The 24,582-nt window shown below is 72.8% G+C and carries 25 protein-coding genes; 22 read left to right on the top strand and 3 right to left on the bottom strand.

Features of this window, described 5'->3' with window-relative positions:
- Positions 1-44 precede the first annotated feature (44 nt).
- Positions 45-713, bottom strand: coding sequence for a bifunctional DNA primase/polymerase (locus K7472_RS28680; RefSeq protein ID WP_222981555.1), 669 nt, complete (start codon positions 711-713; stop codon positions 45-47).
- Between the two features lie 474 nt (positions 714-1,187).
- Between K7472_RS28680 and nsdA the strand changes: the two genes are divergently transcribed.
- The 4 genes from nsdA (at position 1,188) to K7472_RS28660 (ending at position 7,493) form a co-directional block, all read left to right on the top strand.
- A complete protein-coding gene (gene nsdA, locus K7472_RS28675; protein WP_222981553.1) occupies positions 1,188-2,705 on the top strand; it encodes a transcriptional repressor NsdA in 1,518 nt (505 codons plus the stop codon).
- A 391-nt stretch (positions 2,706-3,096) separates the two neighbouring features.
- Entirely contained in the window at positions 3,097-4,488 is a 1,392-nt protein-coding gene (locus tag K7472_RS28670; RefSeq protein ID WP_222981551.1) for an ammonium transporter, read from the top strand.
- A complete protein-coding gene (locus K7472_RS28665) occupies positions 4,485-4,823 on the top strand; it encodes a P-II family nitrogen regulator (RefSeq protein WP_222981549.1) in 339 nt (112 codons plus the stop codon). The genes K7472_RS28670 and K7472_RS28665 overlap by 4 nt, the downstream gene beginning before the upstream one ends.
- Before the next feature lie 180 nt (positions 4,824-5,003).
- Positions 5,004-7,493: a [protein-PII] uridylyltransferase gene (locus K7472_RS28660; protein WP_222981547.1), complete on the top strand. Its 2,490-nt coding sequence runs from the start codon at positions 5,004-5,006 to the stop codon at positions 7,491-7,493.
- A gap of 206 nt (positions 7,494-7,699) precedes the next feature.
- Here the strand turns inward: K7472_RS28660 and K7472_RS28655 are convergent, their stop codons facing one another.
- Positions 7,700-7,966 (bottom strand): hypothetical protein, encoded by a 267-nt coding sequence (locus tag K7472_RS28655; protein ID WP_222981545.1) that lies wholly within the window; start codon positions 7,964-7,966, stop codon positions 7,700-7,702.
- 396 nt (positions 7,967-8,362) lie between these two features.
- Here K7472_RS28655 and ffh point away from each other — a divergent pair, with 396 nt between their 5' ends.
- The 3 genes from ffh (at position 8,363) to ftsH (ending at position 12,533) form a co-directional block, all read left to right on the top strand.
- On the top strand, positions 8,363-9,910 hold the full coding sequence (gene ffh, locus K7472_RS28650; RefSeq protein ID WP_222981543.1) for a signal recognition particle protein: 1,548 nt from the start codon (positions 8,363-8,365) through the stop codon (positions 9,908-9,910).
- 8 nt (positions 9,911-9,918) lie between these two features.
- Positions 9,919-10,482 (top strand): GNAT family N-acetyltransferase, encoded by a 564-nt coding sequence (locus tag K7472_RS28645; RefSeq protein ID WP_222981541.1) that lies wholly within the window; start codon positions 9,919-9,921, stop codon positions 10,480-10,482.
- A gap of 119 nt (positions 10,483-10,601) precedes the next feature.
- Positions 10,602-12,533 carry an ATP-dependent zinc metalloprotease FtsH gene (gene ftsH / locus K7472_RS28640; protein WP_222981539.1) on the top strand — a complete coding sequence of 644 codons (1,932 nt, stop codon included), beginning with the start codon at positions 10,602-10,604 and terminating at the stop codon, positions 12,531-12,533.
- 58 nt (positions 12,534-12,591) lie between these two features.
- On the opposite strand, the gene K7472_RS28635 is transcribed toward ftsH, so the two are convergent.
- Positions 12,592-13,380, bottom strand: coding sequence for a methyltransferase domain-containing protein (locus tag K7472_RS28635; RefSeq protein WP_222981538.1), 789 nt, complete (start codon positions 13,378-13,380; stop codon positions 12,592-12,594).
- Positions 13,381-13,551: 171 nt separating this feature from the next.
- Here K7472_RS28635 and proS point away from each other — a divergent pair, with 171 nt between their 5' ends.
- The 15 genes from proS to K7472_RS33010 all read left to right on the top strand — a co-directional run.
- Entirely contained in the window at positions 13,552-14,964 is a 1,413-nt protein-coding gene (proS, locus tag K7472_RS28630) for a proline--tRNA ligase (RefSeq protein WP_222981536.1), read from the top strand.
- A gap of 250 nt (positions 14,965-15,214) precedes the next feature.
- Positions 15,215-15,805, top strand: coding sequence for a hypothetical protein (locus K7472_RS28625; protein ID WP_222981534.1), 591 nt, complete (start codon positions 15,215-15,217; stop codon positions 15,803-15,805).
- A gap of 227 nt (positions 15,806-16,032) precedes the next feature.
- Positions 16,033-16,476: a 30S ribosomal protein S16 gene (gene rpsP / locus K7472_RS28620; RefSeq protein ID WP_109452531.1), complete on the top strand. Its 444-nt coding sequence runs from the start codon at positions 16,033-16,035 to the stop codon at positions 16,474-16,476.
- Positions 16,477-16,478: 2 nt separating this feature from the next.
- Positions 16,479-16,718 carry an RNA-binding protein gene (locus K7472_RS28615; protein WP_109452533.1) on the top strand — a complete coding sequence of 80 codons (240 nt, stop codon included), beginning with the start codon at positions 16,479-16,481 and terminating at the stop codon, positions 16,716-16,718.
- A gap of 151 nt (positions 16,719-16,869) precedes the next feature.
- Positions 16,870-17,547 (top strand): ribosome maturation factor RimM, encoded by a 678-nt coding sequence (rimM, locus tag K7472_RS28610; protein WP_222981531.1) that lies wholly within the window; start codon positions 16,870-16,872, stop codon positions 17,545-17,547.
- 28 nt (positions 17,548-17,575) lie between these two features.
- Positions 17,576-18,391, top strand: a complete 816-nt coding sequence (gene trmD / locus K7472_RS28605) for a tRNA (guanosine(37)-N1)-methyltransferase TrmD (protein ID WP_222981529.1) — start codon at positions 17,576-17,578, stop codon at positions 18,389-18,391.
- Positions 18,392-18,522: 131 nt separating this feature from the next.
- The gene (gene rplS / locus K7472_RS28600; protein WP_222981527.1) at positions 18,523-18,873 is read left to right on the top strand and encodes a 50S ribosomal protein L19; all 351 of its coding nucleotides are present in this window, start codon (positions 18,523-18,525) and stop codon (positions 18,871-18,873) included.
- A 94-nt stretch (positions 18,874-18,967) separates the two neighbouring features.
- Positions 18,968-19,792: a signal peptidase I gene (lepB, locus tag K7472_RS28595; protein WP_222981525.1), complete on the top strand. Its 825-nt coding sequence runs from the start codon at positions 18,968-18,970 to the stop codon at positions 19,790-19,792.
- Positions 19,785-20,981 carry a signal peptidase I gene (gene lepB, locus K7472_RS28590; protein ID WP_222981523.1) on the top strand — a complete coding sequence of 399 codons (1,197 nt, stop codon included), beginning with the start codon at positions 19,785-19,787 and terminating at the stop codon, positions 20,979-20,981. Before lepB (K7472_RS28595) ends, lepB (K7472_RS28590) begins: the two co-directional genes overlap by 8 nt.
- Complete coding sequence (gene lepB / locus K7472_RS28585; RefSeq protein ID WP_222981521.1) at positions 20,869-21,885, top strand: signal peptidase I; 1,017 nt, start codon at positions 20,869-20,871, stop codon at positions 21,883-21,885. Before lepB (K7472_RS28590) ends, lepB (K7472_RS28585) begins: the two co-directional genes overlap by 113 nt.
- 266 nt (positions 21,886-22,151) lie before the next feature.
- Entirely contained in the window at positions 22,152-22,901 is a 750-nt protein-coding gene (gene lepB, locus K7472_RS28580; RefSeq protein ID WP_222981519.1) for a signal peptidase I, read from the top strand.
- Entirely contained in the window at positions 22,898-23,551 is a 654-nt protein-coding gene (locus tag K7472_RS28575; RefSeq protein ID WP_222981517.1) for an NUDIX hydrolase, read from the top strand. The genes lepB (K7472_RS28580) and K7472_RS28575 overlap by 4 nt, the downstream gene beginning before the upstream one ends.
- 10 nt (positions 23,552-23,561) lie before the next feature.
- On the top strand, positions 23,562-23,888 hold the full coding sequence (locus K7472_RS28570) for a DUF2469 domain-containing protein (RefSeq protein WP_109452549.1): 327 nt from the start codon (positions 23,562-23,564) through the stop codon (positions 23,886-23,888).
- 172 nt (positions 23,889-24,060) lie between these two features.
- Positions 24,061-24,420 carry a YraN family protein gene (locus K7472_RS28565; RefSeq protein ID WP_222981515.1) on the top strand — a complete coding sequence of 120 codons (360 nt, stop codon included), beginning with the start codon at positions 24,061-24,063 and terminating at the stop codon, positions 24,418-24,420.
- Position 24,421: 1 nt separating this feature from the next.
- Positions 24,422-24,582: magnesium chelatase domain-containing protein (locus K7472_RS33010; protein WP_289679274.1), on the top strand; the 161-nt coding region annotated here is incomplete at its 3' end.

Below are 24,582 nucleotides of genomic sequence, written 5' to 3'. Positions count from 1 at the left end.
TGAGCACCCCTTACACGTTCTTTTACGCGCTCAGGAGTACGCGCTCAGGAGCGCACGAGCAGTCCGTGGCGGTGGCACACGTACGCCAGTGTCCCGAGCAGCAAGCGGGCCTCCGGGGGCTGCCGGTCCGGGGAGGGCGGACGCAGCCAGCGCACCGGGCCGAGCCCGCCGAGGTCGGAGGGCGGCGCGGTCACGTAGTCGCCCCGCCCCAGGCAGCGCAGGTCGAGACCGGTGTCGTCCCAGCCCATCCGGTACAGCAGGCTGGGCAGCGCGGCCGCGGCGCCCGGCGCCACGAAGAACTGCGCCCGGCCGGTCGGGGTGGCCAGCACGGGACCGAGCCGCAGGCCCATCCGCTCCAGCCGGACCATGGCCTGGCAGCCCGCCTCCTCGGCCACGTCCAGCGCGTCGAAGGAGCGCCCGGCGGGCAGCAGCACCGCGGCGCCCGGCGTCTCGTCCCACGCCTCGGCGACCCGGGCCGGCGACAGGCCCGCCGAGATCTCGGAGGCGAAGCGCAGCGGGTGCGCGCCCGGCGCGGTGCAGCGGGGGTCGCCACAGCTGCACTCGCCGCGCACCGCGCGGGCGCCGGGGGCCACCATCCAGCCGTACCGCCCGGTGTACTCCGCGACCGTGGCGCGCACCGAGGTACGGGTACGGCGGCGGGTGCCGGGCGCGATGTCCCGGATCTCCCGGAAACTGCCGATCGTGAAGCCCATGTCACCTCCAACACTCCTAAGGGGCCGTTGGTTACGTAATCGGCCGGTAACTCCTGAGAGCTGACGGGTCGTCGGGGGCCGGGACCGACGACGGGGTGGCGCACCGTCGCACCCCGGGTCGCGCGTTCCTCGCCGCGCGCCGCCCGACGACCCCATCCGCCCCGGCCCGGTCACCACGTGTCAAGTGAATCGCGCGCGACCGCGGAAGAGTTCATTCGCAGGGGTGGCGAATGGTGGCGTTTCCGCATCCGCCCTCGCCGGACGGGTGATCGAGGGGTTACTTTCGGTTCACCGGCCCTCGGGGCCGGTACGCCCGCCGGGTATGCCAACGGCACTCCCCGCACACGTATTCGGCAACCAGGGTTGACGGACGGTGCGACAGGAGCGCCAACCGGCGGCATGCTGAGGGCGGTTGACGGGGCGGCACAGCACGGGGACCAACGGCACGGGGACCAGAACAGGGAGGCGTTCCGGGTGGGCGGCACCGACGACACCAGCGGCGGCACGAACGGCGGCGCGGGCGGAGGCAGCGAGAAGCAGGCCAACGCCAAGCTCGGCTCGTGGTTCGTGCGCAGCGGCTGGTCGAAGGGCGAGCTGGCCCGGCAGGTCAACCGCAGGGCCCGGCAGATCGGCGCCACCCACGTGTGCACCGACACCTCCCGGGTGCGCCGCTGGCTGGACGGCGAACAGCCCCGCGAGCCCATCCCGCGCATCCTGTCCGAGCTGTTCTCCGAGCGCTTCGGCGCGGTGGTCGCCATCGAGGAACTGGGCCTGCGCACCGCCCACCAGCCGCCCGCCACCTCCGGCGTCGACCTGCCGTGGGCGGCGCCGCAGACCGTCGAGATGATCAGCGAGTTCTCCCGCAGCGACCTGATGCTGGGCCGCCGCGGCTTCCTCGGCGCCTCCCTCGCGCTGTCGGCCGGACCCGCCCTCGTGGAACCGATGCAGCGCTGGCTGGTGCCCGCCCCCGGCGGCGCGCCGCAGGGTCCCCTCGCCGCGGTCCCGGCCGCCCGGGGTTCCCGGCCCACCCGGCTGTCCGGACCGGAGCTGGACCTGCTGGAGAGCACCACGGTGATGTTCCGCCAGTGGGACGCGCAGTGCGGCGGCGGGCTGCGGCGCAAGGCGGTCGTCGGCCAACTCCACGAGGTCACCGACCTGTTGCAGGAGCCGCACCCGGCGCCGGTCGCCAAGCGCCTGTTCCGCGTCACCGCCGAACTCGCCGAACTCGCCGGGTGGATGAGCTACGACGTGGGCCTCCAGCCCACCGCGCAGAAGTACTTCGTGCTCGCGCTGCACGCCGCCAAGGAAGCCGGCGACCGTCCGCTCGGCGCCTACGTGCTGTCCAACATGAGCCGCCAGATGATCCACGTCGGCCGCCCCGACGACGCGCTGGAGCTCATCCACCTCGCGCAGTACGGCAGTCGTGACTCGGCCACCGCCACCACCCAGGCGATGCTGCACGCGATGGAGGCGCGTGCCTACGCCAGTCTCGGGCAGGTCAACAAGTGCCACCGCGCGGTGCGGATGGCCGAGGACGCCTTCAGCGACTCGCTGCCCACCGAGGACCCGGACTGGATCCGCTTCTTCTCCGAGGCCGAGCTGAACGCGGAGAACGCCCACTCCTACCGCGACCTCGCCTACGTCGCCGGGCGCAGCCCCACGTACGCCTCGCTCGCCGCCCCGGTGATGAACCGGGCCGTGGAACTGTTCGCCGCCGACTCCGAGCACCAGCGCTCCTACGCCCTCAACCTGGTCGGCATGGCCAGCGTCCACCTGCTCAAGGCCGAGCCCGAGCAGGCGTCCGACCTGGCCGGACGGGCCATCGACGTCGCCAAGAAGGTCCGCTCCGAGCGGGTCAACACCCGCATCCGCAAGACCGCCGACGCGGCGCTGCGCGACTACGGCACGGTCGCCGAGGTCGTCTCGCTGCGCGACCGGCTCCGCACCGAACTGCCCGACGACGCCCAGGCGGCGGCCCGTACGGCCGTCTGAGCCCCGGCCCGCCCGCACCACTTGTCCGCCCGCACCGCTTGTCCGCCCACCCCGCGCTCCGGCCGCGGTGCCCTGCCGATCACACCCGAACAGGCTCTCCCACGCCACGTTCGACGCAGGGCCCCGCGGCCGGTCCTTCACGCCGCCGCTCACGCCGCGCGTACGCCACTCCTTCACGCCACGCGCCCGGCTCGTCCCGCTGTGTGCCGGACCGTACCGGCACACCCGGTGGCGTGCGGCGGTTCACCTCGCCGTAACACGGCGGTCGCCTTCGTCACGCCGGTGAAACACCGTGCTGCGACGCAGGAAACCCGGCTGCGTCAGTCTCGTGGCGAAAACCGGCCCATCAGCTCCACCCCCTCGCGGGCCGTCCGACGACGAGGAGACGCCGATGCCAGCAGGCATCATGACGACGCTTGCCGCCGACAAGCCCGTCCTTGACACGGGCCACACCGCGTTCATGCTGATCAGCGCCGCCCTGGTGCTGGTGATGACCCCCGGCCTCGCCTTCTTCTACGGCGGCATGGTGCGGGTCAAGAGCGTGCTCAACATGCTGATGATGAGCTTCGTCTCGATCGCCGTCATCACGATCCTGTGGGTGCTCTACGGCTTCACCGAGGCCTTCGGCACCGACCACGGCGGCGTCATCGGCGGCACCGACTGGCTGGGCCTGCGCCACATAGGGATCACCGAGCTGTGGCCCGGCTACGGCATCCCGATCTACGTCTTCGCCGCCTTCCAGCTGATGTTCGCGATCATCACCCCGGCGCTGATCTCCGGCGCCCTCGCGGACCGGGTGAAGTTCTCCGCCTGGACGCTCTACATCGCGCTGTGGGCGACGCTCGTGTACTTCCCCGTCGCCCACTGGGTCTGGGGCGCGGGCGGCTGGCTGCTGAAGTTCGGCGTCATCGACTTCGCGGGCGGCACGGCCGTCCACATCAACGCCGGCGCCGCCGCGCTCGGCGCGATCCTGGTGATCCGCAAGCGGGTCGGCTTCGGCAAGGACCCGATGCGGCCGCACAACCTGCCGCTGGTCATGCTCGGCGCGGGCCTGCTGTGGTTCGGCTGGTTCGGCTTCAACGCGGGCTCCTGGCTCGCCGCGGACGGCGTCGCGGGCGCCGCGTTCGTCAACACCCAGGTCGCCACGGCCGCCGCCATGCTCGGCTGGCTCGGCTACGAGAAGATCCGGCACGGCTCGTGCACCACGCTGGGCGCCGCCTCCGGCGCGGTCGCGGGCCTGGTCGCCATCACCCCGGCCTGCGGGTCGATCTCCCCGCTCGGCTCGATCGGCCTGGGTATCGTCACCGGCGTGATCTGCGCCTGGGCGGTGGGACTGAAGTTCAAGCTGGGCTTCGACGACTCCCTCGACGTGGTCGGCGTCCACATGGTCGGCGGCATCGTCGGCTCGCTGTCGATCGGCCTGCTGGCCACCGGCGGCGTCGGCCAGACCGCCAAGGGCCTGTTCTACGGCGGCGGCTTCGCCCAGCTCGGCAAGCAGTGCGTCGGCGTGGTCTGCGTACTGGCCTACTCGCTCGTCGTCTCCGCGATCCTCGCCAAGGTCCTCGACCTGGTGATGGGCTTCACCGTGAACGAGGACGACGAGGTGTCCGGCATCGACTCCGCCGAACACGCCGAGACCGGCTACGACTTCGCGGGCGTCGGCTCCGCCGCCCGCCTGCTGCCGACGCTCACCGGCGCGGCCACCGCCGCCGCCTCCCGCCAGGACGACGACAAGCGGCCCGCCGGACCGGGCGGGCCCAAGGCCTCGAAGGTTGACGCATGAAGCTCATCACCGCGGTCATCAAGCCGCACCGGCTGGACGAGGTCAAGGACGCGCTGCGGGACTTCGGCGTCGCCGGCCTGACCGTCACCGAGGCCAGCGGCTACGGCCGCCAGCGCGGCCACACCGAGGTCTACCGGGGCGCGGAGTACACCGTCGACCTGGTGCCGAAGATCCGCATAGAGGTCCTGGTGGAGGACGCGGACGCCGACCAGCTGATGGACGTGGTGGTCAAGGCCGCCAGGACCGGGAAGATCGGCGACGGGAAGGTGTGGAGCGTGCCCGTCGAGACGGCGGTACGGGTCCGCACCGGCGAACGCGGGCCGGACGCGCTGTGAGGCCGGAGTCCTTTGTGAGCCCGGACGCGCTGTGAGCCCGGACGCGCCGTGAGCCTGGGCGCGTTGTGAGAAGGCCCGGCGCCGACCGCGGTGGCATGGAAGCGCTACGCGATCGCGCCGGGCCCGCGCGTCACGCAGAACCCTGAAGTCCGCCGCACGGGAGCCGCGTTGGGAGACCGGATGACCGAACACACCGAGACAGCGGCCCCCTCGTCCGCGCCCTCCGGCGCGGCGGGATCCGGCTACGCGGCGGACCGGCTGGCCCTGCTCGCCGAGGACGCCCGGCCCGGTCCGTCGCGCCGCCGCGAGCTGGCCGCCCTCACCGACGCGTGGCTCGCCAGGCTCTTCACCCCCGCCGTCCCCGGCACCGCGCTGGTCGCGGTCGGCGGCTACGGGCGTGGCGAGCTGTCCCCGCGCAGCGACCTCGACCTGCTCCTGCTGCACGACGGCTCGGCCTCCGCCGCCGAGGTCGCCGCCCTCGCGGACCGCGTCTGGTACCCCGTGTGGGACCTCGGGCTCGACCTCGACCACTCGGTGCGCACCCTCGCCGAGGCCCGCGCCACCGCCCGCGACGACCTGAAGGCGCAACTCGGCCTGCTCGACGCCCGCCACCTCGCGGGCGACGACGCGCTGACCGCCTCGCTGCGCACCGCCGTGCTCGCCGACTGGCGCGAGCAGGCGCCGCGCAGGCTGCCCGAGTTGCACGAGATGTGCGTCGAACGGGCCGCACGGCAGGGCGAGTTGGCGCACCTGCTGGAGCCCGACCTGAAGGAGGCGCACGGCGGCCTGCGGGACGCCACCGTGCTGCGCGCGGTCGCCGCCTCCTGGATCGCCGACGCGCCCCGCCAGGGCCTGGACTCCGCCCGCACCCGGCTGCTGGACGCCCGCGACGCCCTCCACCTGGTCACCGGCCGTGCCACCGACCGCCTCACACTCCAGGAACACGACCAGGTCGCCGCCCGCCTCGGCCTGCTGGACGCCGACACCCTGCTGCGCGAGCTGTACGAGGCCGCCCGCACCGTCGCGTACGCCAGCGACGTCACTTGGCGCACCGTGGAGCGGGTCCTGCGTTCGCGCACCCGACGCCCGCGCCGCCTCGGGCTGCTGGGCCGCGGGCGCGGCGAGCCGGCCGCCGTGGAGCGCGTGCCGCTGGCCGAGGGGGTCGTGGAGCAGGACGGCGAAGCCGTGCTGGCCCGCGCCGCCCGTCCGGAACGCGACCCGGTGCTGCCGCTGCGGGCCGCTGCCGCCGCCGCGCAGGCCGGGCTGCCGCTGTCGCCGCACGCGGTGCGCGCGCTGGCCGCCGCGCCGCCGCTGCCCGAGCCGTGGCCCGCCGAGGCGCGCGAGGCGCTGGTGACGCTGCTGGGTGCCGGGCAGGCCACCGTCGCGGTGTGGGAGGCGCTGGAGGCGGAGGACCTGGTGACCCGGCTGCTGCCGGACTGGGAACGGGTGCGGTGCCGCCCGCAGCGCAACGCGGTGCACCGCTTCACCGTCGACCGCCACCTGGTGGAGACCGCCGTGCGGGCCTGCGAGCTGACCCGCCGGGTCGGCCGCCCCGACCTGCTGCTGGTCGGCGCCCTGCTGCACGACATCGGCAAGGGCTGGCCGGGCGACCACTCGGTGGCCGGAGAGGTCATCGCCCGCGACGTCGCCTCCCGTCTCGGCTTCGGCCGCGCGGACGCCGACACGCTCGCGCTGCTGGTCCGCCAACACCTGCTGCTCGTCGAGACCGCCACCCGCCGCGACCTGGACGACCCCGCCACCGTCGCCTCCGTCGCCGAGGCGGTCGGCTCGCGCGGGACGCTCGACCTGCTGCACGCGCTCACCGAGGCCGACGCGCTCGCCACCGGCCCCGCCGCCTGGAGCACCTGGCGGGCCCGGCTCGTCGCCGACCTGGCCGGGCGGGTCGCGGACGCCCTGGACGGCCGGACCGCGTCCGGCCCGCAACCGCAGGAGTCCGCCACCGACGCGTTCACCGCCGACCAGGAACGCCTCGCCGTGGAGGCCGCGCGCACCGGCGGCCCGGTGCTGACCCTGCGCTCCGAGGGCGCCTCCAGGGCCGACGAGGCGGGCGGTGCCCCCGACGAGTCCGCCGACCCCGGCACCGAGCCGGTCGGCGCCGAACTGCTGCTCGCGGTGCCGGACCGCCCCGGTCTGCTGCCCGCCGCGGCCGGACTGCTGGCGCTGCACCGGCTGACGGTGCGCGGCGCCGACCTGCGCACGTGCGACCCGGTCGGCGCGGGGCCGGTGACGCTGCTGAGCTGGCGGGTCGCGGCGGAGTACGGCGCGCTGCCGGACGCCGCCCGGCTGCGCGCCGACTTCGTCCGCGCGCTGGACGGCTCGCTGGACATCGACTCCCGGCTGGCCGAACGCGAGGCGGCCTACCCGCGGCGGCGTGGGGTGCCGTCGCCGCCACCCCGGGTCACGGTGGCGCCGGACACCTCGCGGCTGGCCACCGTGATCGAGGTCCGCGCCCACGACGCCCCCGGGCTGCTGTACCGCATCGGCCACGCGCTGGAGGCGGCCCGCGACGTCGCCGTGCGCGCCGCCCGGGTCAGCACGCTCGGGGCCGACGCCGTGGACGTCTTCTACCTCGTCGGCCCGGACGGCGTCCCGCTGGGCCGGGACCGCGCGGCCGAGGTGGCGCGGGCGGTGGAGAAGGCGCTGGCCTGAGCCCGTACGGATTCCCTTTTCGCGTCGCCTTTCCCGATTCTCCGCGGAATTCGCGGTGCCGCGTCGGAAGGGGAACGCGAAATCACCGCCCGGCTGACAGGAATACCGGGCGGTGATTTCGTTCGAGAGGTAGTCGTGCGGTGCCGTGCGGTGGTCCCTGCGCCGTCACGGCCCCGCGTCCCGCCGTCGCCCCGTAAGGGCGGCGGTCAGCGCACCCGCAGTACGGCGGTGGTCGAGCGCACCACCTTGGTGCCCTTCACCACGAACAGCCCGGTGCCCCGCGCGCCGCTGTGACGCATGTGCTTCCAGTGCCGGTTGGCGCAGTGCCGGTGGTGCCTGCCGTGGTCCCCGCGGTGGCTGACCGGCGCCGGGTGGTGGCATGTCTCGGCGGCGCTGGCCGTGGCGGCGGTGCCCGAGACCACCGCGAGGGAGGCGACCGCGGTGACCAGTCCGCGCTTGAGGGCGAGCTTCATCGTCGTCATTCCTTTCCGCGCCGGGCTTTCCGGCACGAAGCGGATGTCTGTCCCGCGGTCGCCGTCCGATAACCACCCGCCGGACCCCGGGGAGCGGAATTCGGTGAGGGCGCGAAATGCGCTGTCCGGGTGGCTGCCAATGATCGTTAAGTGAATTCTCATCCCGCTCATCGGAAATCCTCATTCACCGTCATGCGGAAGGCGGTCGGCAGCCGTCCCGGGCGGAGTACGCCCTTATGGCGCCCCTACCGGGCCGCCGGTCGCGGCCGGTCGCCCGACTTCACCCGGACGGCTCCCGCGCGCGTGCCCGTACCGCCGTGCAGACCGGACCCGGACCGGCCGGATACCCTGGGGGACGACCGATGCCCGCCCCCGACACGAGGATCCGCGACCGCCGTGTTCGACACTCTTTCCGACCGCCTCGCAGCGACGTTCAAGAACCTGAGGGGCAAGGGCCGCCTGTCCGAGGCGGACATCGACGCCACGGCGCGTGAGATCCGCATCGCGCTGCTGGAGGCGGACGTCGCGCTGCCCGCGGTGCGGGCGTTCATCAAGCAGGTCAAGGAGCGGGCGCTCGGCGCCGAGGTCTCCCAGGCACTCAACCCCGCCCAGCAGGTCATCAAGATCGTCAACGAGGAGCTGATCGGCATCCTCGGCGGCGAGACCCGCCGCCTGCGGTTCGCCAAGAACCCGCCGACCGTGATCATGCTCGCCGGTCTCCAGGGCGCGGGCAAGACCACGCTGGCCGGAAAGCTCGGCAGCTGGCTGAAGGGCCAGGGCCACGCGCCGCTGCTGGTCGCCTGCGACCTCCAGCGCCCCAACGCGGTCAACCAGCTGTCCGTCGTCGCCGAACGCGCGGGCGTCGCGGTCTACGCCCCCGAGCCGGGCAACGGCGTGGGCGACCCGGTCAAGGTCGCCGAGGACTCCGTCGAGTACGCCCGCTCCAAGCAGTACGACGTGGTCATCGTCGACACCGCCGGCCGCCTGGGCATCGACCAGGAGCTGATGCGGCAGGCCGCCGACATCCGCGACGCGGTCCGCCCCGACGAGATCCTCTTCGTCGTCGACGCCATGATCGGCCAGGACGCGGTCAACACCGCGCAGGCCTTCCTCGACGGCGTCGGCTTCGACGGCGTGGTCCTGTCCAAGCTCGACGGCGACGCGCGAGGCGGCGCCGCGCTGTCGGTGGCGCACGTCACCGGCAAGCAGATCATGTTCGCCTCCAACGGCGAGAAGCTGGACGACTTCGACGCGTTCCACCCGGACCGCATGGCGTCCCGCATCCTCGGCATGGGCGACATGCTCACCCTGATCGAGAAGGCCGAGCAGACCTTCTCGCAGGCCGAGGCCGAGAAGATGGCCTCCAAGCTGGCGTCGAGCAAGGGCAAGGACTTCACCCTCGACGACTTCCTGTCGCAGATGGAGCAGGTCCGCAAGATGGGCTCGATCTCCAAGCTGCTCGGGATGCTCCCCGGCATGGGCCAGATCAAGGACCAGATCAACAACCTCGACGAGCGGGACGTGGACCGCACCGCCGCGATCATCAAGTCGATGACCCCCGGCGAGCGCCAGGACCCGACGATCATCAACGGCTCGCGCCGGGCCCGCATCGCGCGCGGCTCCGGCGTCGAGGTCGGCGCGGTCAAGAACCTCGTCGAGCGGTTCTTCGAGGCCCGCAAGATGATGTCGCGGATGGCGCAGGGCGGCGGGATGCCCGGCATGCCCGGCATCCCGGGCATGGGGGGCGGCGGCGCCCGCAAGAAGAAGCAGGTCAAGCAGGCCAAGGGCAAGCAGCGCAGCGGCAACCCGCAGAAGCGCCGCGCCGAGGAGGCCGCCGCGGCGGCCCGCCGCGAGCAGCAGGCCGGCGGCGCCTTCGACCTCCCCGCCGGCGACGACGGCCAGAACTTCGAACTCCCCGACGAGTTCAAGAAGTTCATGGGCTGACCCGGCCTGTGACCGCCGACAGCCCGAGAACGAGCCCCGCCCGCGACGAGTCCCCGGCGAGGGTCCACGTCCGCCCGCCGCGGCCCTCCGACGCGCCCGCGTACGCCGAGGCCGTGCTGCGCTCCGCCGACCACATCGGCGCGTGGAACCCCGTCGAGCCGGACGGCCTGCCGGACCTGCTGCGCCGGCAGGGGCCCGCGATGCGCAGCTTCCTGGTGATCGACGACGAGACCGGCGGCATCGTCGGCAAGTGCAACGTCACCAACATCGTGCGCGCCCGCTTCCGCAACGGCGTCCTCGGCTACGACTCCTACCTGCCGTTCGCGGGCACCGGCCGGATGACCGAGGGGATGCGGCTGGTCGTGGACCGCTGCTTCCAGGACATGCCCGACGGGCTGGCACTGCACCGGCTGGAGATCAACGTCCAGCCGGGCAACGACCGGTCCATCGCCCTGGCGAAACGGCTGGGCTTCCGGCACGAGGGGTTCTCCCCGCGCATGCTCTACCTCAAGGGCGCCTGGCGCGACCACGAGCGGTTCGCACTGACCGTCGAGGAGTGGCCCGGGGCCTGAGCGCGAGCGGTCCGGACGGAGCCCGAGGCGGGGCCCGTACGGCGCCCGGCGCGTCCCGCGCGGTCCGGGACGCCCCGGCGTCCCGCGCGACTGTCGGTGTCATTACGTATGGTCGAGCCATGACCAACGCCGTACCGCCCCGCCAGGACCCGGAGCAGCCGTGGCGCTCCGAGGGCGCCCCGCCGCCCCGGCCACCCCGGCGTCCGCGGCGCGGCATCGGCGTGTGGGGCGGCATGATCGTCGCCGCGCTCGCGGTGTTCCTGATCACGGACCTGCTCCTGTCGGTCTTCGGCGGCAGCAGCACGCGATCGGTGCCGTACACCGAGTTCAGCAAGGAGCTGTCGGCGGGCAACGTCACCAAGATCTACGCCAAGGGCGACGCGATCCAGGGCGAGCTGCGCAAGCCCGCCCGGGTCCCCGGCGGCAGCGGCACCTACCGCGAGTTCAGCACGCTGCGCCCGTCCTTCGCGGACGACCCCGTCTGGTCCGAGCTGACCAAGCACGACGTCACCGTCACCGCGGAGCCGGTGGTCCAGCAGCGCAGCTTCCTCGCCAACCTGCTGATCTCGCTCGCCCCGATGCTGGTGCTGGTCGCCTTGTGGGTGCTGATCGCCCGCAGGATGAGCGGCGCGCTGTCCGGCGGGCTCGGCGGCCTCGGCCGCAAGGCGCCGCCCAAGCCGGTGGTGCCCGGCGAGGACAGCAAACGCACCACGTTCGAGGACGTGGCCGGCATCGACGAGGTCGAGGCGGAGCTCAGCGAGGTCGTCGACTTCCTCAAGCGCCCCGACGCCTACCGCAGGCTCGGCGCCCGCATGCCGCGCGGCGTGCTGCTGTCGGGCCCGCCGGGCACCGGCAAGACGCTGCTGGCCAGAGCGGTGGCGGGCGAGGCGGACGTGCCGTTCTTCTCCGCCTCGGCGTCGGAGTTCATCGAAATGATCGTCGGCGTCGGCGCGGGCCGGGTGCGCGAGCTGTTCGCCGAGGCCCGCAAGGACGCGCCGTCGATCATCTTCATCGACGAGATCGACACCATCGGACGGGCCCGCGGCAGCGGCGGCGGCCTCGGCGGCCACGACGAGCGCGAGCAGACCCTCAACCAGATCCTCACCGAGATGGACGGCTTCTCCGGCTCCGAGGGCGTCGTCGTGATCGCCGCCACCAACCGCGCCGACGTCCTGGACCCGGCGCTCACCCGCCCCGGCCGCTTCGACCGCACCGTCTCCGTCAGCCCGCCCGACCGCGGCGGCCGCGAGGCGATCCTGCGCATCCACACCCGCGAGGTGCCGCTCGCCCCCGACGTCGACCTCGCCCGGGTCGCCCGCACCACTCCCGGCATGACCGGCGCGGAGCTGGCCAACCTCACCAACGAGGCCGCCCTGCTCGCCGTCAAGCGCGACCGCGACGACGTGGGGCCCGGCGAGCTGTCCGACGCGCTGGAGAAGGTCCAGCTCGGCGCGGAACGCCCGCTGGTGATGCCGGAGGAGGAGCGCCGCCGCACCGCCTACCACGAGAGCGGCCACGCTCTGCTGGGCATGCTCCAGCCGGGCGCCGACCCGGTCCGCAAGGTCACCATCGTGCCGCGCGGCCGCGCCCTGGGCGTCACCCTGTCCACGCCCGACGCCGACCGCTACGCGTACACCGAGCCGTACCTGCGCGGCCGGGTCATCGGGGCGCTGGGCGGGATGGCCGCCGAGCAGACCGTCTTCGGCGTCGTCACCACCGGCGCGGAGAGCGACCTGGAGCAGGTCACCAACATCGTGCGCGGCATGGTCGGCCGGTGGGGGATGAGCGAGCGCATAGGCCGGCTGACCGCGCTGCCGCAGGACGCCCAGCAGGCGTACGGCCTGTCGGCGGCCCCCGCGACACTCGACGCGGTCGACGCCGAGATGCGCCGGATCGTCGACGAGTGCTACGAGGAGGCGGGCCGCCTGCTCACCGCCCACCGCCCCCAACTCGACGCGCTGGCCGAGGCGTTGCTGGAACGCGAGACGCTGGACGAGAGCGAGGCGTACCGCACGGCGGGCATACCCCGGCTGACGAAGCCGGAGGGCTGACCGCCCGCGCCGCGAGCCGGACGTCGACGTCGCGCACGTCAACGGCCGCCGCGCGCCGTCACGTTCGGGCGATGACGTACCGCAGCACGTTCTCCATCCGCACCGTGCCGTCCTGCGCGAGGAACGGGTGGAGCGCCTCGGTCAGTTCCTTCTCGGTCTGCACGCGGTCCGTCGCCGCGATCGCCGCGTCGAACAGGCCGCTGGCGAGCAGACCGCGCACCGCGCTGTCGAGGTCGGCGTAGCCGAACGGGCACCGCACCCGGCCCCCGCCGTCCGGCCGCAGGCCCGCCGCCCGGCACAGTCCCTCCAGGTCGTCGCGCCCGGCCGCGTCGGCCGCCGCGCCCAGCACCCCGGCTGTCGCGCAGCGCTCCGGCGGCCCCCACCCGGCGACCACGACCGCCGCGCCCCGCCGGGCCAGCCGCGCCGCCGCCGTCAGCTCCGCGACCCTCCCGGCGGCCGGGGCGAACGGGTCGAAGGCGGTCACCACGGTGAACGCGGACGCGGCCGGGTCCGCCGCGGCGCCCGCCCCGCCCCGCGCCAGCCGCGCCGCCGCGTGCGCCGGCAGCCGGTCACGCGCCAGCGCCAGCCGCCACTCGTCCCGGTCCACCCCGGTCACCGCGGCGCCCCTGGCCGCCGCCAGCAGCAGCGCGAGCCCGGCGCCGCACCCCAGCGCCAGCAGCCGGGTCGCCGCGCCCACGTCCAGCCGCTCGTACACCGCCTCGTACAGCGGCACCAGCATCCTCTCCTGGATCTCCGCCCAGTCCCTCGCGCGTCCGGCGTCCTCGTCGGCCTGCGCCGTGGGTCCGCCGACCCAACCGGGCCTGCCGGGTACCAGCGTGGGTGTCATCGAACCGCCTCACTCCGCTCCGTGCGGGTTGTGTGACCCCCCGCAACCAGACAACCCGGCAACCGACCGGTAGTCCAGAGTCCGTACGGGTGGGGTTCGGCGAGCCGCCGGTGACCTGGCGGGACCCGGCGGATTCACACCCGGTGCCCGGTGCCCCGTACGATCGGCGCCATGGCAAAGGCTCCCGTGCTCACCCCGCAGGCGGACGACTTCCCGCGCTGGTACCAGGACCTGATCAACAAGGCCGAACTGGCCGACAACGGCCCGGTGCGCGGCACGATGGTGATCCGCCCGTACGGCTACGGCCTGTGGGAGCGCATGCAGCAGGAGATGGACGCGCGCATCAAGGACGCGGGCGCCGCCAACGCCTACTTCCCGCTGTTCATCCCGCAGTCGTACCTGACCCGGGAGGCCGAGCACGTCGAGGGCTTCGCCCCGGAGCTGGCGGTCGTCACGCACGGCGGCGGCAAGGACCTCGAAGAGCCCGTGGTGGTCCGGCCCACCTCCGAGACCATCATCAACGAGTACTTCTCCAAGTGGGTGCAGAGCTACCGCGACCTGCCCCTGCTGATCAACCAGTGGGCCAACGTGGTGCGTTGGGAGATGCGCCCGCGCGTCTTCCTGCGCACCACCGAGTTCCTCTGGCAGGAGGGCCACACCGCGCACGCCACGTACGAGGACGCCCGCGACTACGCCGCTCGCATCCATCGGGACGTCTACGGCGACTTCATGACCGACGTGCTGGCGATCGACGTGGTGCTCGGCCGCAAGACCGCCAAGGAGCGGTTCGCGGGCGCCATCAACACCCTCACCCTCGAATCGATGATGGGTGACGGCAAGGCTCTCCAGATGGGCACCAGCCACGAGTTGGGCCAGAACTTCGCCAAGGCCTTCCACACCCAGTACCTGTCGAAGGACGGCGAGCAGGAGCTGGTCTGGCAGACCTCCTGGGGCTCCTCCACCCGCATGGTCGGCGGCCTGATCATGTCGCACGGCGACGACAACGGCCTGCGGGTGCCGCCGCGGCTGGCGTCCGTCCAGGTCGTCGTGCTCGCCATCAAGGGTGACGACGCGGTGCTCGCCGCGGTCCGCGAGATCGGCGACCGCCTCAAGGCCGCGGGCCTGCGCGTCCAGGTCGACGACCGCACCGACACCCCGTTCGGCCGCCGTGCCGTCGACTGGGAGCTCAAGGGCGTCCCGGTCCGCGTCGAGGTCGGCCCGCGCGACCTGGAGAACGGCACCGCGATGCTCGCCCGCCGCATCCCCGGCGGAAAGGAGCCGGTGGCGGTCGGCGAACTGGCCGAGCTGCTGCCGAAGGTGCTGGAGGAGGACCAGGCGCTGCTGCTCACCCAGTCCCGCGAGCGCCGCGAGTCGCGTACGGCGGACGTGCGCACCATCGCGGAGGCGGCCGAGGCGGCGGCGACCGGCTGGGCGCGCATCCCGTGGTCCGACCTCGGCCCCGAGGGCGAGGCCGAACTCGCCGAGCAGGGTGTCACCGTGCGCTGCCTGGTCGCCGAGGACGGGTCGGTGCCGGAGGCGGACGACGCACCCGGTAACGTCGCGATCGTCGCGCGGGCGTACTGAGGCGCGCGGGGCGCGACCCGAGGACCGGGGCAGGCGCGGCCGAAGGCCCGGGCGCCGGTGCGTGAGGGAGTGCGGAGAGGGCGTGCGCGTCCGGCGGTACGCCCCATCTTGTTGACGCTTGCACAGCTTGTCCACAGACATCCGCACCCGCCCTCAGTCGGATGCATGAGCCCGAACTGACGAGTACGTGCAAATTATTTGGGATGCCCTGGAATCGGAACACCAGGGCACCTCCCCTCGTTGTCACGACGTGAGCACGACACCACCTGTCCTCGCCGCCGAGCTGGCAGCCGCGTGGGCCGACATTCAGCGGCACCACCCCGACCTGCCGGATCTGGCCGCCCCCGAGTCCCTGATCGGAGAGTCCTCGTCCGCCTGCGGCACCGAACTCTCCTTCGAACGGCTGCTGCACGAGGCCGTGCACGGCATCGCCGCCGCCCGCGGCGTCCGTGACACCTCACGTGCCGGCCGCTATCACAACCGCCGCTTCCTGGCGATCGCCGACGAGCTGGGCCTCGACCACTCCGAGGAACCGCATCCCAGCAGTGGATTCTCGCTCGTCGTCCTGCGCCCGGACACCAGAAGGAGGTACCGGCCGACCATCGAACGACTCCAGCGCGCGCTCAAGGCGCACGTCGTCGCCACCACCGCCGACACCACCCGCACCTTCCGCGGACCAGCCGCCCGGCACGGCTCGTCCGGTGGAGGGGTGAGGGTCAAGGCGGTCTGCGACTGCGGGCGCAACGTCCGGGTCGTCCCCTCGGTGCTGGAACAGGCGCCGATCATGTGCGGCAAGTGCGGCCAGCCCTTCCGCATCCCGGAGGTGGTCGGCGCGGCGTGAAGGCGTGACCGCGAGGCGGTCGGCTCCGCTTGACAGTCGCATCGGGGGCATGACAGTCGGGTGCGGGGCCGGCCGTCCCGTATGGCAGAATGGTCAGCTGAGCACTCGGCAGCCGTGCAGGACCCCTCTCTCCTTCGGCTGACGCGTCCGTCGGGCAACCGGCTCCCACAACCCCACGTGGTGGCCAGGCGTGCCCAACCACGTCAACACCAGGAGAACCCACTCCCGTGGCAGTCAAGATCAAGCTGAAGCGTCTGGGCAAGATCCGTTCGCCTCACTACCGCATCGTCATCGCCGACTCCCGTACCCGCCGTGACGGCCGGGCCATCGAGGAGATCGGTCTGTACCACCCGGTGCAGAACCCCTCGCGCATCGAGGTCGACGCCGAGCGCGTCGCCTACTGGCTGGGTGTCGGCGCGCAGCCGACCGAGCCGGTGCTCGCCATCCTGAAGAAGACCGGCGACTGGCAGAAGTTCAAGGGCGAGCCCGCCCCGGCGCCGCTGCTCCAGCCGGAGCCCAAGGCCGACAAGCGCGCCCTGTTCGAGGCCGCCGCCAAGGAGTCCGCCGACGAGCCCAAGGGCGAGGCGATCACCCCCAAGGCGAAGAAGGCCGACAAGAAGGCTGACGACGCTGCCGAGGCCGCGGCCCCGGCCGAGTCCACCGAGGCCTGAGCATGCTCGACGAGGCTCTTGAGCACCTCGTGAAGGGCATTGTCGACAACCCCGACGACGTGCACGTCGCCGAGCGCACGTTGCGTCGCGGGCGCGTGCTGGAGGTCCGGGTCCACCCCGACGACCTCGGCAAGGTGATCGGCCGCAACGGCCGCACCGCCCGCGCGCTGCGCACCGTCGTCGGCGCCCTCGGCGGGCGCGGCATCCGCGTCGACCTCGTCGACGTGGATCAGGTCCGCTGAGCAGTACGACCGACCGGCGCGGGCCGGGAGCGGCTCCGGCCGCCCCCGGCCCGCGCTTGTTCGACCGCCACCGCCACCGCCGGGACGGCCGCCCGCTCCGGCGGCCGGGTGAGCGGGGGACCGGAAGCCAGACCGAAAGGCAGCGAGGAACGTGCAGCTGGTAGTCGGCCGGATCGGCCGCGCCCACGGGATCAGGGGCGAAGTCACGGTCGAGGTGCGCACCGACGAGCCCGAGCTGCGGCTCGGCCCGGGCGCCGTGCTGGCCACCGACCCGCCCGCGACCGGACCGCTGACCATCGAGACCGGCCGGGTGCACAGCGGACGCCTGCTGCTGCGCTTCGCGGGCGTCGCCGACCGCACCGCGGCCGAGGCGCTGCGCAACACCCTGCTGATCGCGGAGGTGGACCCCGAGGAGACCCCCGAGGACCCCGAGGAGTTCTACGACCATCAGCTGATCGACCTGGACGTGGTGACGACCGACGGCACCGAGATCGGGCGGATCAGCGAGATCTCGCACCTGCCCTACCAGGACCTGCTGATCGTCCGGCGGCCGGACGGCGCCGAGATCATGGTCCCGTTCGTCTCCGACATCGTTCCGGAGATCGACCTGGAGGCCCAGCGCGCGGTCATCGACCCGCCCCCCGGTCTCATCGACGACTCCGCCGCCGAGGTCGCGGCCCCCGGCGCGGCGAAGGACTCCGCCGAGGCCGAGTCGGTCGAGGACGGCAGCGCCGCCGAGGACGACTCGGTCGAGCACGGCAGCGACGCCGAGGCCCACGAGAACGGCAGCAGCGGCACGGACGCGTCCGCGCCCGGCGACGGCGCCTGACCGCAGCCGAGAACGGACCGCCTCAGCCATGCGCATCGACGTCGTCACCATCTTCCCCGAGTACCTCGAACCGCTGAACGTCTCCCTCGTCGGCAAGGCCAGGGTCCGCGGCACGCTGGACGTGCGCGTGCACGACCTGCGCGAGTGGACCCACGACCGGCACAACACCGTCGACGACACCCCGTACGGCGGCGGGCCCGGCATGGTCATGAAGCCCGACGTGTGGGGTGAGGCGCTGGACGCGGTCGCCGCCTCGGGTGAGGGCGAGGGCGCCCCGGCGCTCGTGGTGCCCACCCCCAGCGGCCGCTCGTTCACCCAGGAACTCGCCGTGGAGCTGGCGGCCAAGCCCTGGCTGGTCTTCGCGCCCGCCCGCTACGAGGGCATCGACCGCCGCGTCATCGACGACTACGCGACGCGCTGGGAGGTCCACGAGGTCTCCATCGGCGACTACGTGCTGGCCGGCGGCGAGGCCGCGGTGCTGGTGATCACCGAGGCGGTCGCCCGGCTGCTGCCCGGTGTGCTCGGCAACGCGGAGTCCCACCGCGACGACTCCTTCGCCCCCGGCGCCATGGCCGACCTGCTGGAGGGCCCCGTCTACACCAAGCCGCCGGTCTGGCGGGAGCGCGGCATCCCCGAGGTGCTGCTCAGCGGCCACCACGGCCGGATCGCCCGCTGGCGGCGGGACGAGGCGTTCCGCCGCACCGCGGCCCACCGGCCCGACCTGATCGAGCGCTGCGACCCGGCCGCGTTCGACAAGCACGACCGCGCGCTGCTCGCGGAACTCGGCTGGGAGCCCGGCCCGGACGGGCGATTTGGGCGAGCGGCCGGGGCCGTGGAAGAATAGGCCGTTGCCGTACGCCCGCCGAGCGCCCCTGCCACAGGGGGAACGACGCCAGGCCGGCCGGACCGGCATCACCGAACCCGTACCAACGTACCGTCGATGACCTGTGGCATCGGCGAGGAAAGCAGACGAACATGTCTCACGTGCTCGACGTAGTCGACGCCGCCTCCAAGCGCGAGGACGTCCCGGCCTTCCGCCCGGGCGACACCGTCAACGTCCACGTCCGCGTCATCGAGGGCAACCGCTCCCGCGTCCAGCAGTTCAAGGGCGTCGTCATCCGCCGCCAGGGCTCCGGCGTCCGCGAGACCTTCACGGTCCGCAAGGTCAGCTTCAGCGTCGGCGTGGAGCGCACCTTCCCGGTCCACACCCCGATCGTCGAGAAGATCGAGGTCGTGACCCGCGGTGACGTCCGTCGCGCCAAGCTCTACTACCTGCGCGAGCTGCGCGGCAAGGCCGCCAAGATCAAGGAGAAGCGCGAGAACTGAGTCTCGCCCTTCCGGTTCCGCGCCCGGCCCCCAGCGGCCTGAACCGCGGACTCGTGCCAGGTGGCACAGGGTGTACGGATAGGCTCTGCGCCCGATGGACACCGAAGCACAGGACACAGTGGAGCGCGATCGCCCACCGGCCGACGAAGGCCGGGCCGGGTGGTCGCGCTCCGCTGTTCGCCCCGGTCGCGGCGGCCGGTTCCGGCGGCGGGCCGGCCGGTGGTGGCGGGGCCTGAGCCTGTGGCAGGAGGTGGCCGTCCTGGCCGTGATCTGCTGCACGGTGCTCGCGCTGGTCAGCGCCTTCCTGGTGCAGCCCTTCCTGATCCCCAGCGGCTCCATGGAGAACACCCTGAAGGTCGGCGACCGCGTACTGGTCGACAAACTGGCGTACCGCTTCGGCCACCAGCCGCAGCGCGGCGACGTGATCGTCTTCGACGGCGCCGGATCGTTCACCCAGGACGACGCGTCGGGCAACCCCGTCAGCCGGGCCGTCAACGAGGTCGGCAGCCTGCTGGGCCTGGCCCAGCCCGACGGCTCGGTCTTCGTCAAGCGGGTCATCGGCGTCGGCGGTGACCGCGTGACCTGCTGCGACAAGCAGGGCCGCCTCCTGGTCAACGGCCACCCGGTCGACGAGGACTACCTCCACCCCGGGGACGCGCCGTCCAAGGAGCGGTTCGACATCATCGTGCCGCCCGGAAGGCTGTGGGTGATGGGCGACCACCGCGCCGACTCCAGCGATTCGCGCGACCACCTCGGCGATCCCGGCGGCGGCACGGTCCCGGTGGACGAGGTGATCGGCCGCGCCGAGTGGATCGCCTGGCCGCCCAGCAGGGCCCGTTCGCTCGGCCGCCCCGCGACGTTCGACTCCGTACCGCCGGCGCGACCCGCGCGACCCGCCGTAGGGGGCGCGCGTGGGTAGCCGCGGCAGACCCCGCTACGGCCAGCACCGCGGCCCCGAGCACGACCCGGGCCCCGGCGGCGGCGGTCGGACCCGCGCCCGGAACGATTCTGCGGACGGCCACGGCACGGAGCACGCGGGGGCAGGCGGATACCCGGGGACGAGCGGTTACCCGAGGACGGGCGGCTCCGCGGGGACGGGCGACGCCGCGGAGCCCGACGGCGAGCGCGCACGGCCCGGACGCGCGGAGCGGCGCCGCACCGTACGCCGGATCAAGCGGCGGCGGCGCAGGTCCGCCGCGCGCGAGGTGCCCATCCTGATCGGCGTGGCGCTGCTGATCGCGCTGGTGCTCAAGACCTTCCTGGTGCAGGCCTTCGTCATCCCGTCCGGCTCGATGGAGGACACCATCCGGGTCGGCGACCGCGTGCTGGTCGACAAGCTGACCCCGTGGTTCGGCGCCAAGCCGCAACGCGGTGACGTCGTGGTCTTCCAGGACCCGGGCCACTGGCTGGACGGCGAGCCCAAGCCCAAGCCCGCGCCGGAGGGCGTCCGGCAGATCAAGGACTTCTTCAGCTTCATCGGCCTGCTGCCGTCCTCCGACGAGCAGGACCTGATCAAGCGGGTCATCGCGGTCGGCGGCGACACCGTCAAGTGCTGCGACGTCCAGGGCCGCATCACGGTCAACGGACAGCCGCTCACCGAACCGTACGTGGCCCCGGGCAACCCGCCGTCGATGATCAAGTTCGACGTGAAGGTCCCCGCCGGACGGCTGTGGGTGATGGGCGACCACCGCAGCAACTCCGCCGACTCGCGTTACCACATGAACGAGGACGGAGGGGGTACGGTCCCCGAGGACCTCGTGGTGGGCCGCGCGGTGGTGATCGCCTGGCCGGTCTCGCACTGGCGCAGACTGGAGGTTCCGAGCACGTTCTCCTCGGTGCCTCCTCCGGATGCCGACGGGGCCGCGGCTCTCGGCAAGGCCAATAATCGGCAAGATTTGATCCAACTCCCGACTCCTGCGGAACTCCCGCTCGTTATGGGATTGGTTGGCGTGTCCCGTATGCGGGACAGGCTGTGGCGCGGAGTGAGGAGTGGAAGTGGGGGACCTGGTGGTCGGCGCACGGTCCGGACCCGGCGAGCCCGAAGGGCAGGGCTCATCGGTCGGCGCGGTCGAGGAAGAGGCGGCGGTGGATCTCGGCAAGTCCCCTGACGAGGGCGGCGTCCCCGGGCCCGGCGGCCCGGCGGACGAGTCCGGATCCGGCGGGTCCCGGCACGGTGGCGGCAGCGGCGGCGGTTCCGGCAAGGGCGCGCAGGCCAAGCCGCGCTCCTTCTGGAAGGAACTGCCGATCCTGATCGTCATCGCCCTCGTACTGGCGTTGATCATCAAGACGTTCCTGGTCCAGGCGTTCTCCATCCCGTCGGACTCCATGCAGAACACCCTCCAGCAGGGTGACCGCGTGCTGGTCGACAAGCTGACCCCGTGGTTCGGCGACAAGCCGTCGCGCGGCGAGGTCGTCGTCTTCCACGACCCGGGCGGCTGGCTGGAGGGCACCCCCTCCACGGCCAGCAGCAACCCGGTGATCCGCGGCTTCCAGGACGTGTTGAGCTTCATCGGCCTGATGCCGTCCGCCAACGAGAAGGACCTGATCAAGCGGGTCATCGCGGTCGGCGGCGACACGGTCGAGTGCAAGGGCACCGGCCCGGTCTACGTCAACGGCAAGCCGCTGAACGAGCCGTACATCTACCCGGGCAACACCCCGTGCAGTGACAAGCCGTTCGGCCCGATCAAGATCCAGCCCAACCACATCTGGGTGATGGGCGACCACCGCCAGGACTCGCTGGACTCCCGCTACCACCAGGACCTGAAGGGCGGCGGCCAGGTGGACGACAACCAGGTCGTCGGCCGCGCCATCGTGATCGCCTGGCCGATCAACCGCTGGGCCACCCTGCCGATCCCGTCCACCTTCAACCAGCCGGGCATCAACACGGCGATGGGCCTCGCGCCCAGCGCCGCCGGGCTCGCGGGCGCGGTGCCGCTGGTGCTGTGGCGCCGCAAGCGGCTGGTGGTGAAGGCGCGGAAGGCGTCGGCGACGGAGACGTCGTCGGAGGGCTGAGGCGTCGTCGGAAGTCTGAGGCGTCCGGAGGCCTAAGGCGTTTGAGGCCTGAGGGTCCGAGGTCGTCGGAGATCTGAGGGCTTCGGCCCTGGGGCCTGGGATCTGGGGGCTTGAGGGCTCCGGCCCTGCGGGTGATCGCGGCGGATCGCGGCTGAACGGAATCGTCCGTTTCTGTCGGGTCCGTCGCGATCACCGCTGATCAAGGCCGCTCAAAAAGGCGGCAACGACTGCTGACGGTGTCGGTACCGCCGGGTAGGGTGCCGCCCATGAGCAGCAGCGCGACTCGCGGTAACAGCGGCCAGGGCCGCCTGGGCAACATCCTGTCCGGCGTGGCGGTCGCCCTCGGGTGCGTGCTGTTCCTGGGCGGTTTCGCCTGGGCCGCGGTCGTCTACCGGCCGTACACCGTGCCGACCGACTCCATGCAGCCCACCGTGAACCCCGGCGACCGGGTGCTGGCCCAGCGGATCGACGGCGACCAGGCGCACCGCGGTGACGTGGTCGTCTTCGAGGACCTCGCCTGGGGCGACGTGCCGATGGTCAAGCGGGTCGTGGGCGTGGGCGGCGACAAGGTGGCCTGCTGCGACAAGCAGGGCCGCCTGACGGTGGACGGCAAGCCGATCTCCGAGCCGTATCTGGAGAGCCCCGACAAGCCCGCCTCGCCGGTCGGCTTCAGCGTGACGGTGCCGCACGGGCAGCTGTTCATGCTCGGGGACAACCGCGCCGTCTCCGACGACTCCCGCGCCCACCTGGGCACCGACAGCGGATCGGTGCCGACCGGCTCGGTCATGGGCCGGGTCGACGGCACGATATGGCCGCTGAGCCGCCTGCGCGCCCTGGACCGCCCCTCCGGCTTCGCCGCCCTGCCCGGCGGCATCTCGCAGCCCGGGCCGATCACCCTGATCCTGTACGCGGTGATAGTCGGCGTCGTCCTGATCTTCGGCGGCGCGGCGTACGGACCGATCGCCCGCCTGCGCGGCAGACGACGCGGCGGCGCGCCGGTGGCGGCGAGGGCGTGAACGGGGATTCTTCCGGGGCGTCGGTTTCCGGGGCGGCGGCTTTCGGGGCGTCGGTTTCCGGGGCGGCGGCTTTCGGGGCGTCGGCTTCCGGAGCGGCGGGCGAGGGGGGATCGGCTTCCGGGGGCGGGCGGCGCCGGGCGGCCCGCGTCATCCTGCTCGGCCGCGACGACCGGATCCTCCTGCTGCACGGCTACGAGCCCGCCGACCCCGCGGTGACCTGGTGGTTCACCCCGGGCGGCGGGGTGGAGGCGGGCGAGAGCCTGGAAACCGCAGCGCTGCGCGAGGTGGCGGAGGAGACTGGAATCACCGCGGTACGGCTCGGTCCCGTACTGTGGCAGCGGTCCTGCGCCTTCGACTTCGACGGACGCCGCTGGGAGCAGGACGAGTGGTACTTCCTGGCCCGGACCGACGCCGTCGAGGTGGACACCGCGGGCCAGACCGACCTGGAACGGCGCAGCGTACGGGGGCTGCGCTGGTGGACCTGCGGGGAACTGCTCGCCACGCGTGAGACGGTGTATCCGACCAGGCTCGCCGGGCTGCTGCGTAGGCTGCTCGACGAGGGACCCCCGGGGTCGCCGCTGGTGCTGGAGACCGAGGTCGACCGACCCGCGACGACCGGCGGCGACGACCGCGGGGGAACGTACGGCTGAAGGGGATGCCATGAGCGCCGAGGACCTCGAGAAGTACGAGACCGAGATGGAGCTGAAGCTCTACCGGGAGTACCGCGATGTCGTCGGCTTGTTCAAATACGTGATCGAGACCGAGCGGCGCTTCTACCTCACCAACGACTACGAGATGCAGGTGCACTCGGTCCAGGGCGAGGTGTTCTTCGAGGTCTCGATGGCGGACGCCTGGGTGTGGGACATGTACCGCCCGGCGCGTTTCGTGAAGCAGGTCCGGGTCCTCACCTTCAAGGACGTGAACATCGAGGAGCTCAACAAGAGCGACCTCGACCTGCCGTCCGACGACTCCGGCTTCAACGGGTAGCAGTCGGCTGGCGGCGATGGGCAGCAGCCGTCCGGCACCGGTCGTGGTGAGCGCCGAAGTCCACCCGCCCGGGTGAGCGAGTTATCCACAACCGCACCGGCGTCCACGGATTCTGACCAAGATCATCCGCGCGCCTCCGTGACCGGCACAGTCGGTCGCGGAGGTGTTCCGCATGAACGCAAAGACCGCCCTGGGCCGCTACGGCGAAGACCTGGCCGCCCGGGAACTGACCGCCACCGGCCTGACCGTCCTGGCCCGCAACTGGCGCTGCCGCGACGGCGAGATCGACATCGTCGCGGCCGACGGCGACGCGCTGGTCGTCTGCGAGGTCAAGGCCCGCAGATCCGGGCACTACCAGCACCCCATGGCCGCCGTCACCCCGCGCAAGGCCGCCCGCCTGCGCCATCTCGCCGAGTGCTGGCTGGCCCGGCACGACACCATGCCGCCGGGCGGGGTCCGCATCGACCTGGTCGGCGTCCTGCTGCCGGACCGCGGTGCCGCCCGCGTCGAGCACGTGCGGGGGGTGGCCTGAGATGGGATTCGCCCGCACCTGCTCGGTCGCCCTGATCGGCACCGAGGGCGTGGTCGTCGAGATCCAGGCCGACCTGGAGCCCGGGGTCGCCGCCTTCACCCTCGTCGGCCTGCCCGACAAGAGCCTGTCCGAGAGCCGCGACCGCGTCCGCGCCGCCGTCGT

The sequence above is a fragment of the Streptantibioticus parmotrematis genome (assembly GCF_019890615.1).
GTDB classification, from domain to species: domain Bacteria; phylum Actinomycetota; class Actinomycetes; order Streptomycetales; family Streptomycetaceae; genus Streptantibioticus_D; species Streptantibioticus_D parmotrematis.
The sequence above is the reverse complement of the archived record's forward strand: the minus strand, read 5'-3'. Positions and strand labels throughout refer to the sequence as shown.

Bases quoted from the DNA above. Each gene is read 5' to 3' on its own strand.
- K7472_RS28680 (WP_222981555.1), bottom strand. From the start codon at position 713: ATGGGCTTCACGATCGGCAGTTTCCGGGAGATCCGGGACATCGCGCCC.
- K7472_RS28670 (WP_222981551.1), top strand. From the start codon at position 3,097: ATGCCAGCAGGCATCATGACGACGCTTGCCGCCGACAAGCCCGTCCTT.
- K7472_RS28665 (WP_222981549.1), top strand. From the start codon at position 4,485: ATGAAGCTCATCACCGCGGTCATCAAGCCGCACCGGCTGGACGAGGTC.
- K7472_RS28660 (WP_222981547.1), top strand. From the start codon at position 5,004: ATGACCGAACACACCGAGACAGCGGCCCCCTCGTCCGCGCCCTCCGGC.
- K7472_RS28655 (WP_222981545.1), bottom strand. From the start codon at position 7,966: ATGAAGCTCGCCCTCAAGCGCGGACTGGTCACCGCGGTCGCCTCCCTC.
- ftsH (WP_222981539.1), top strand. From the start codon at position 10,602: ATGACCAACGCCGTACCGCCCCGCCAGGACCCGGAGCAGCCGTGGCGC.
- K7472_RS28635 (WP_222981538.1), bottom strand. From the start codon at position 13,380: ATGACACCCACGCTGGTACCCGGCAGGCCCGGTTGGGTCGGCGGACCC.
- proS (WP_222981536.1), top strand. From the start codon at position 13,552: ATGGCAAAGGCTCCCGTGCTCACCCCGCAGGCGGACGACTTCCCGCGC.
- K7472_RS28615 (WP_109452533.1), top strand. From the start codon at position 16,479: ATGCTCGACGAGGCTCTTGAGCACCTCGTGAAGGGCATTGTCGACAAC.
- trmD (WP_222981529.1), top strand. From the start codon at position 17,576: ATGCGCATCGACGTCGTCACCATCTTCCCCGAGTACCTCGAACCGCTG.
- rplS (WP_222981527.1), top strand. From the start codon at position 18,523: ATGTCTCACGTGCTCGACGTAGTCGACGCCGCCTCCAAGCGCGAGGAC.
- lepB (WP_222981525.1), top strand. From the start codon at position 18,968: ATGGACACCGAAGCACAGGACACAGTGGAGCGCGATCGCCCACCGGCC.
- lepB (WP_222981519.1), top strand. From the start codon at position 22,152: ATGAGCAGCAGCGCGACTCGCGGTAACAGCGGCCAGGGCCGCCTGGGC.
- K7472_RS28570 (WP_109452549.1), top strand. From the start codon at position 23,562: ATGAGCGCCGAGGACCTCGAGAAGTACGAGACCGAGATGGAGCTGAAG.
- K7472_RS28565 (WP_222981515.1), top strand. From the start codon at position 24,061: ATGAACGCAAAGACCGCCCTGGGCCGCTACGGCGAAGACCTGGCCGCC.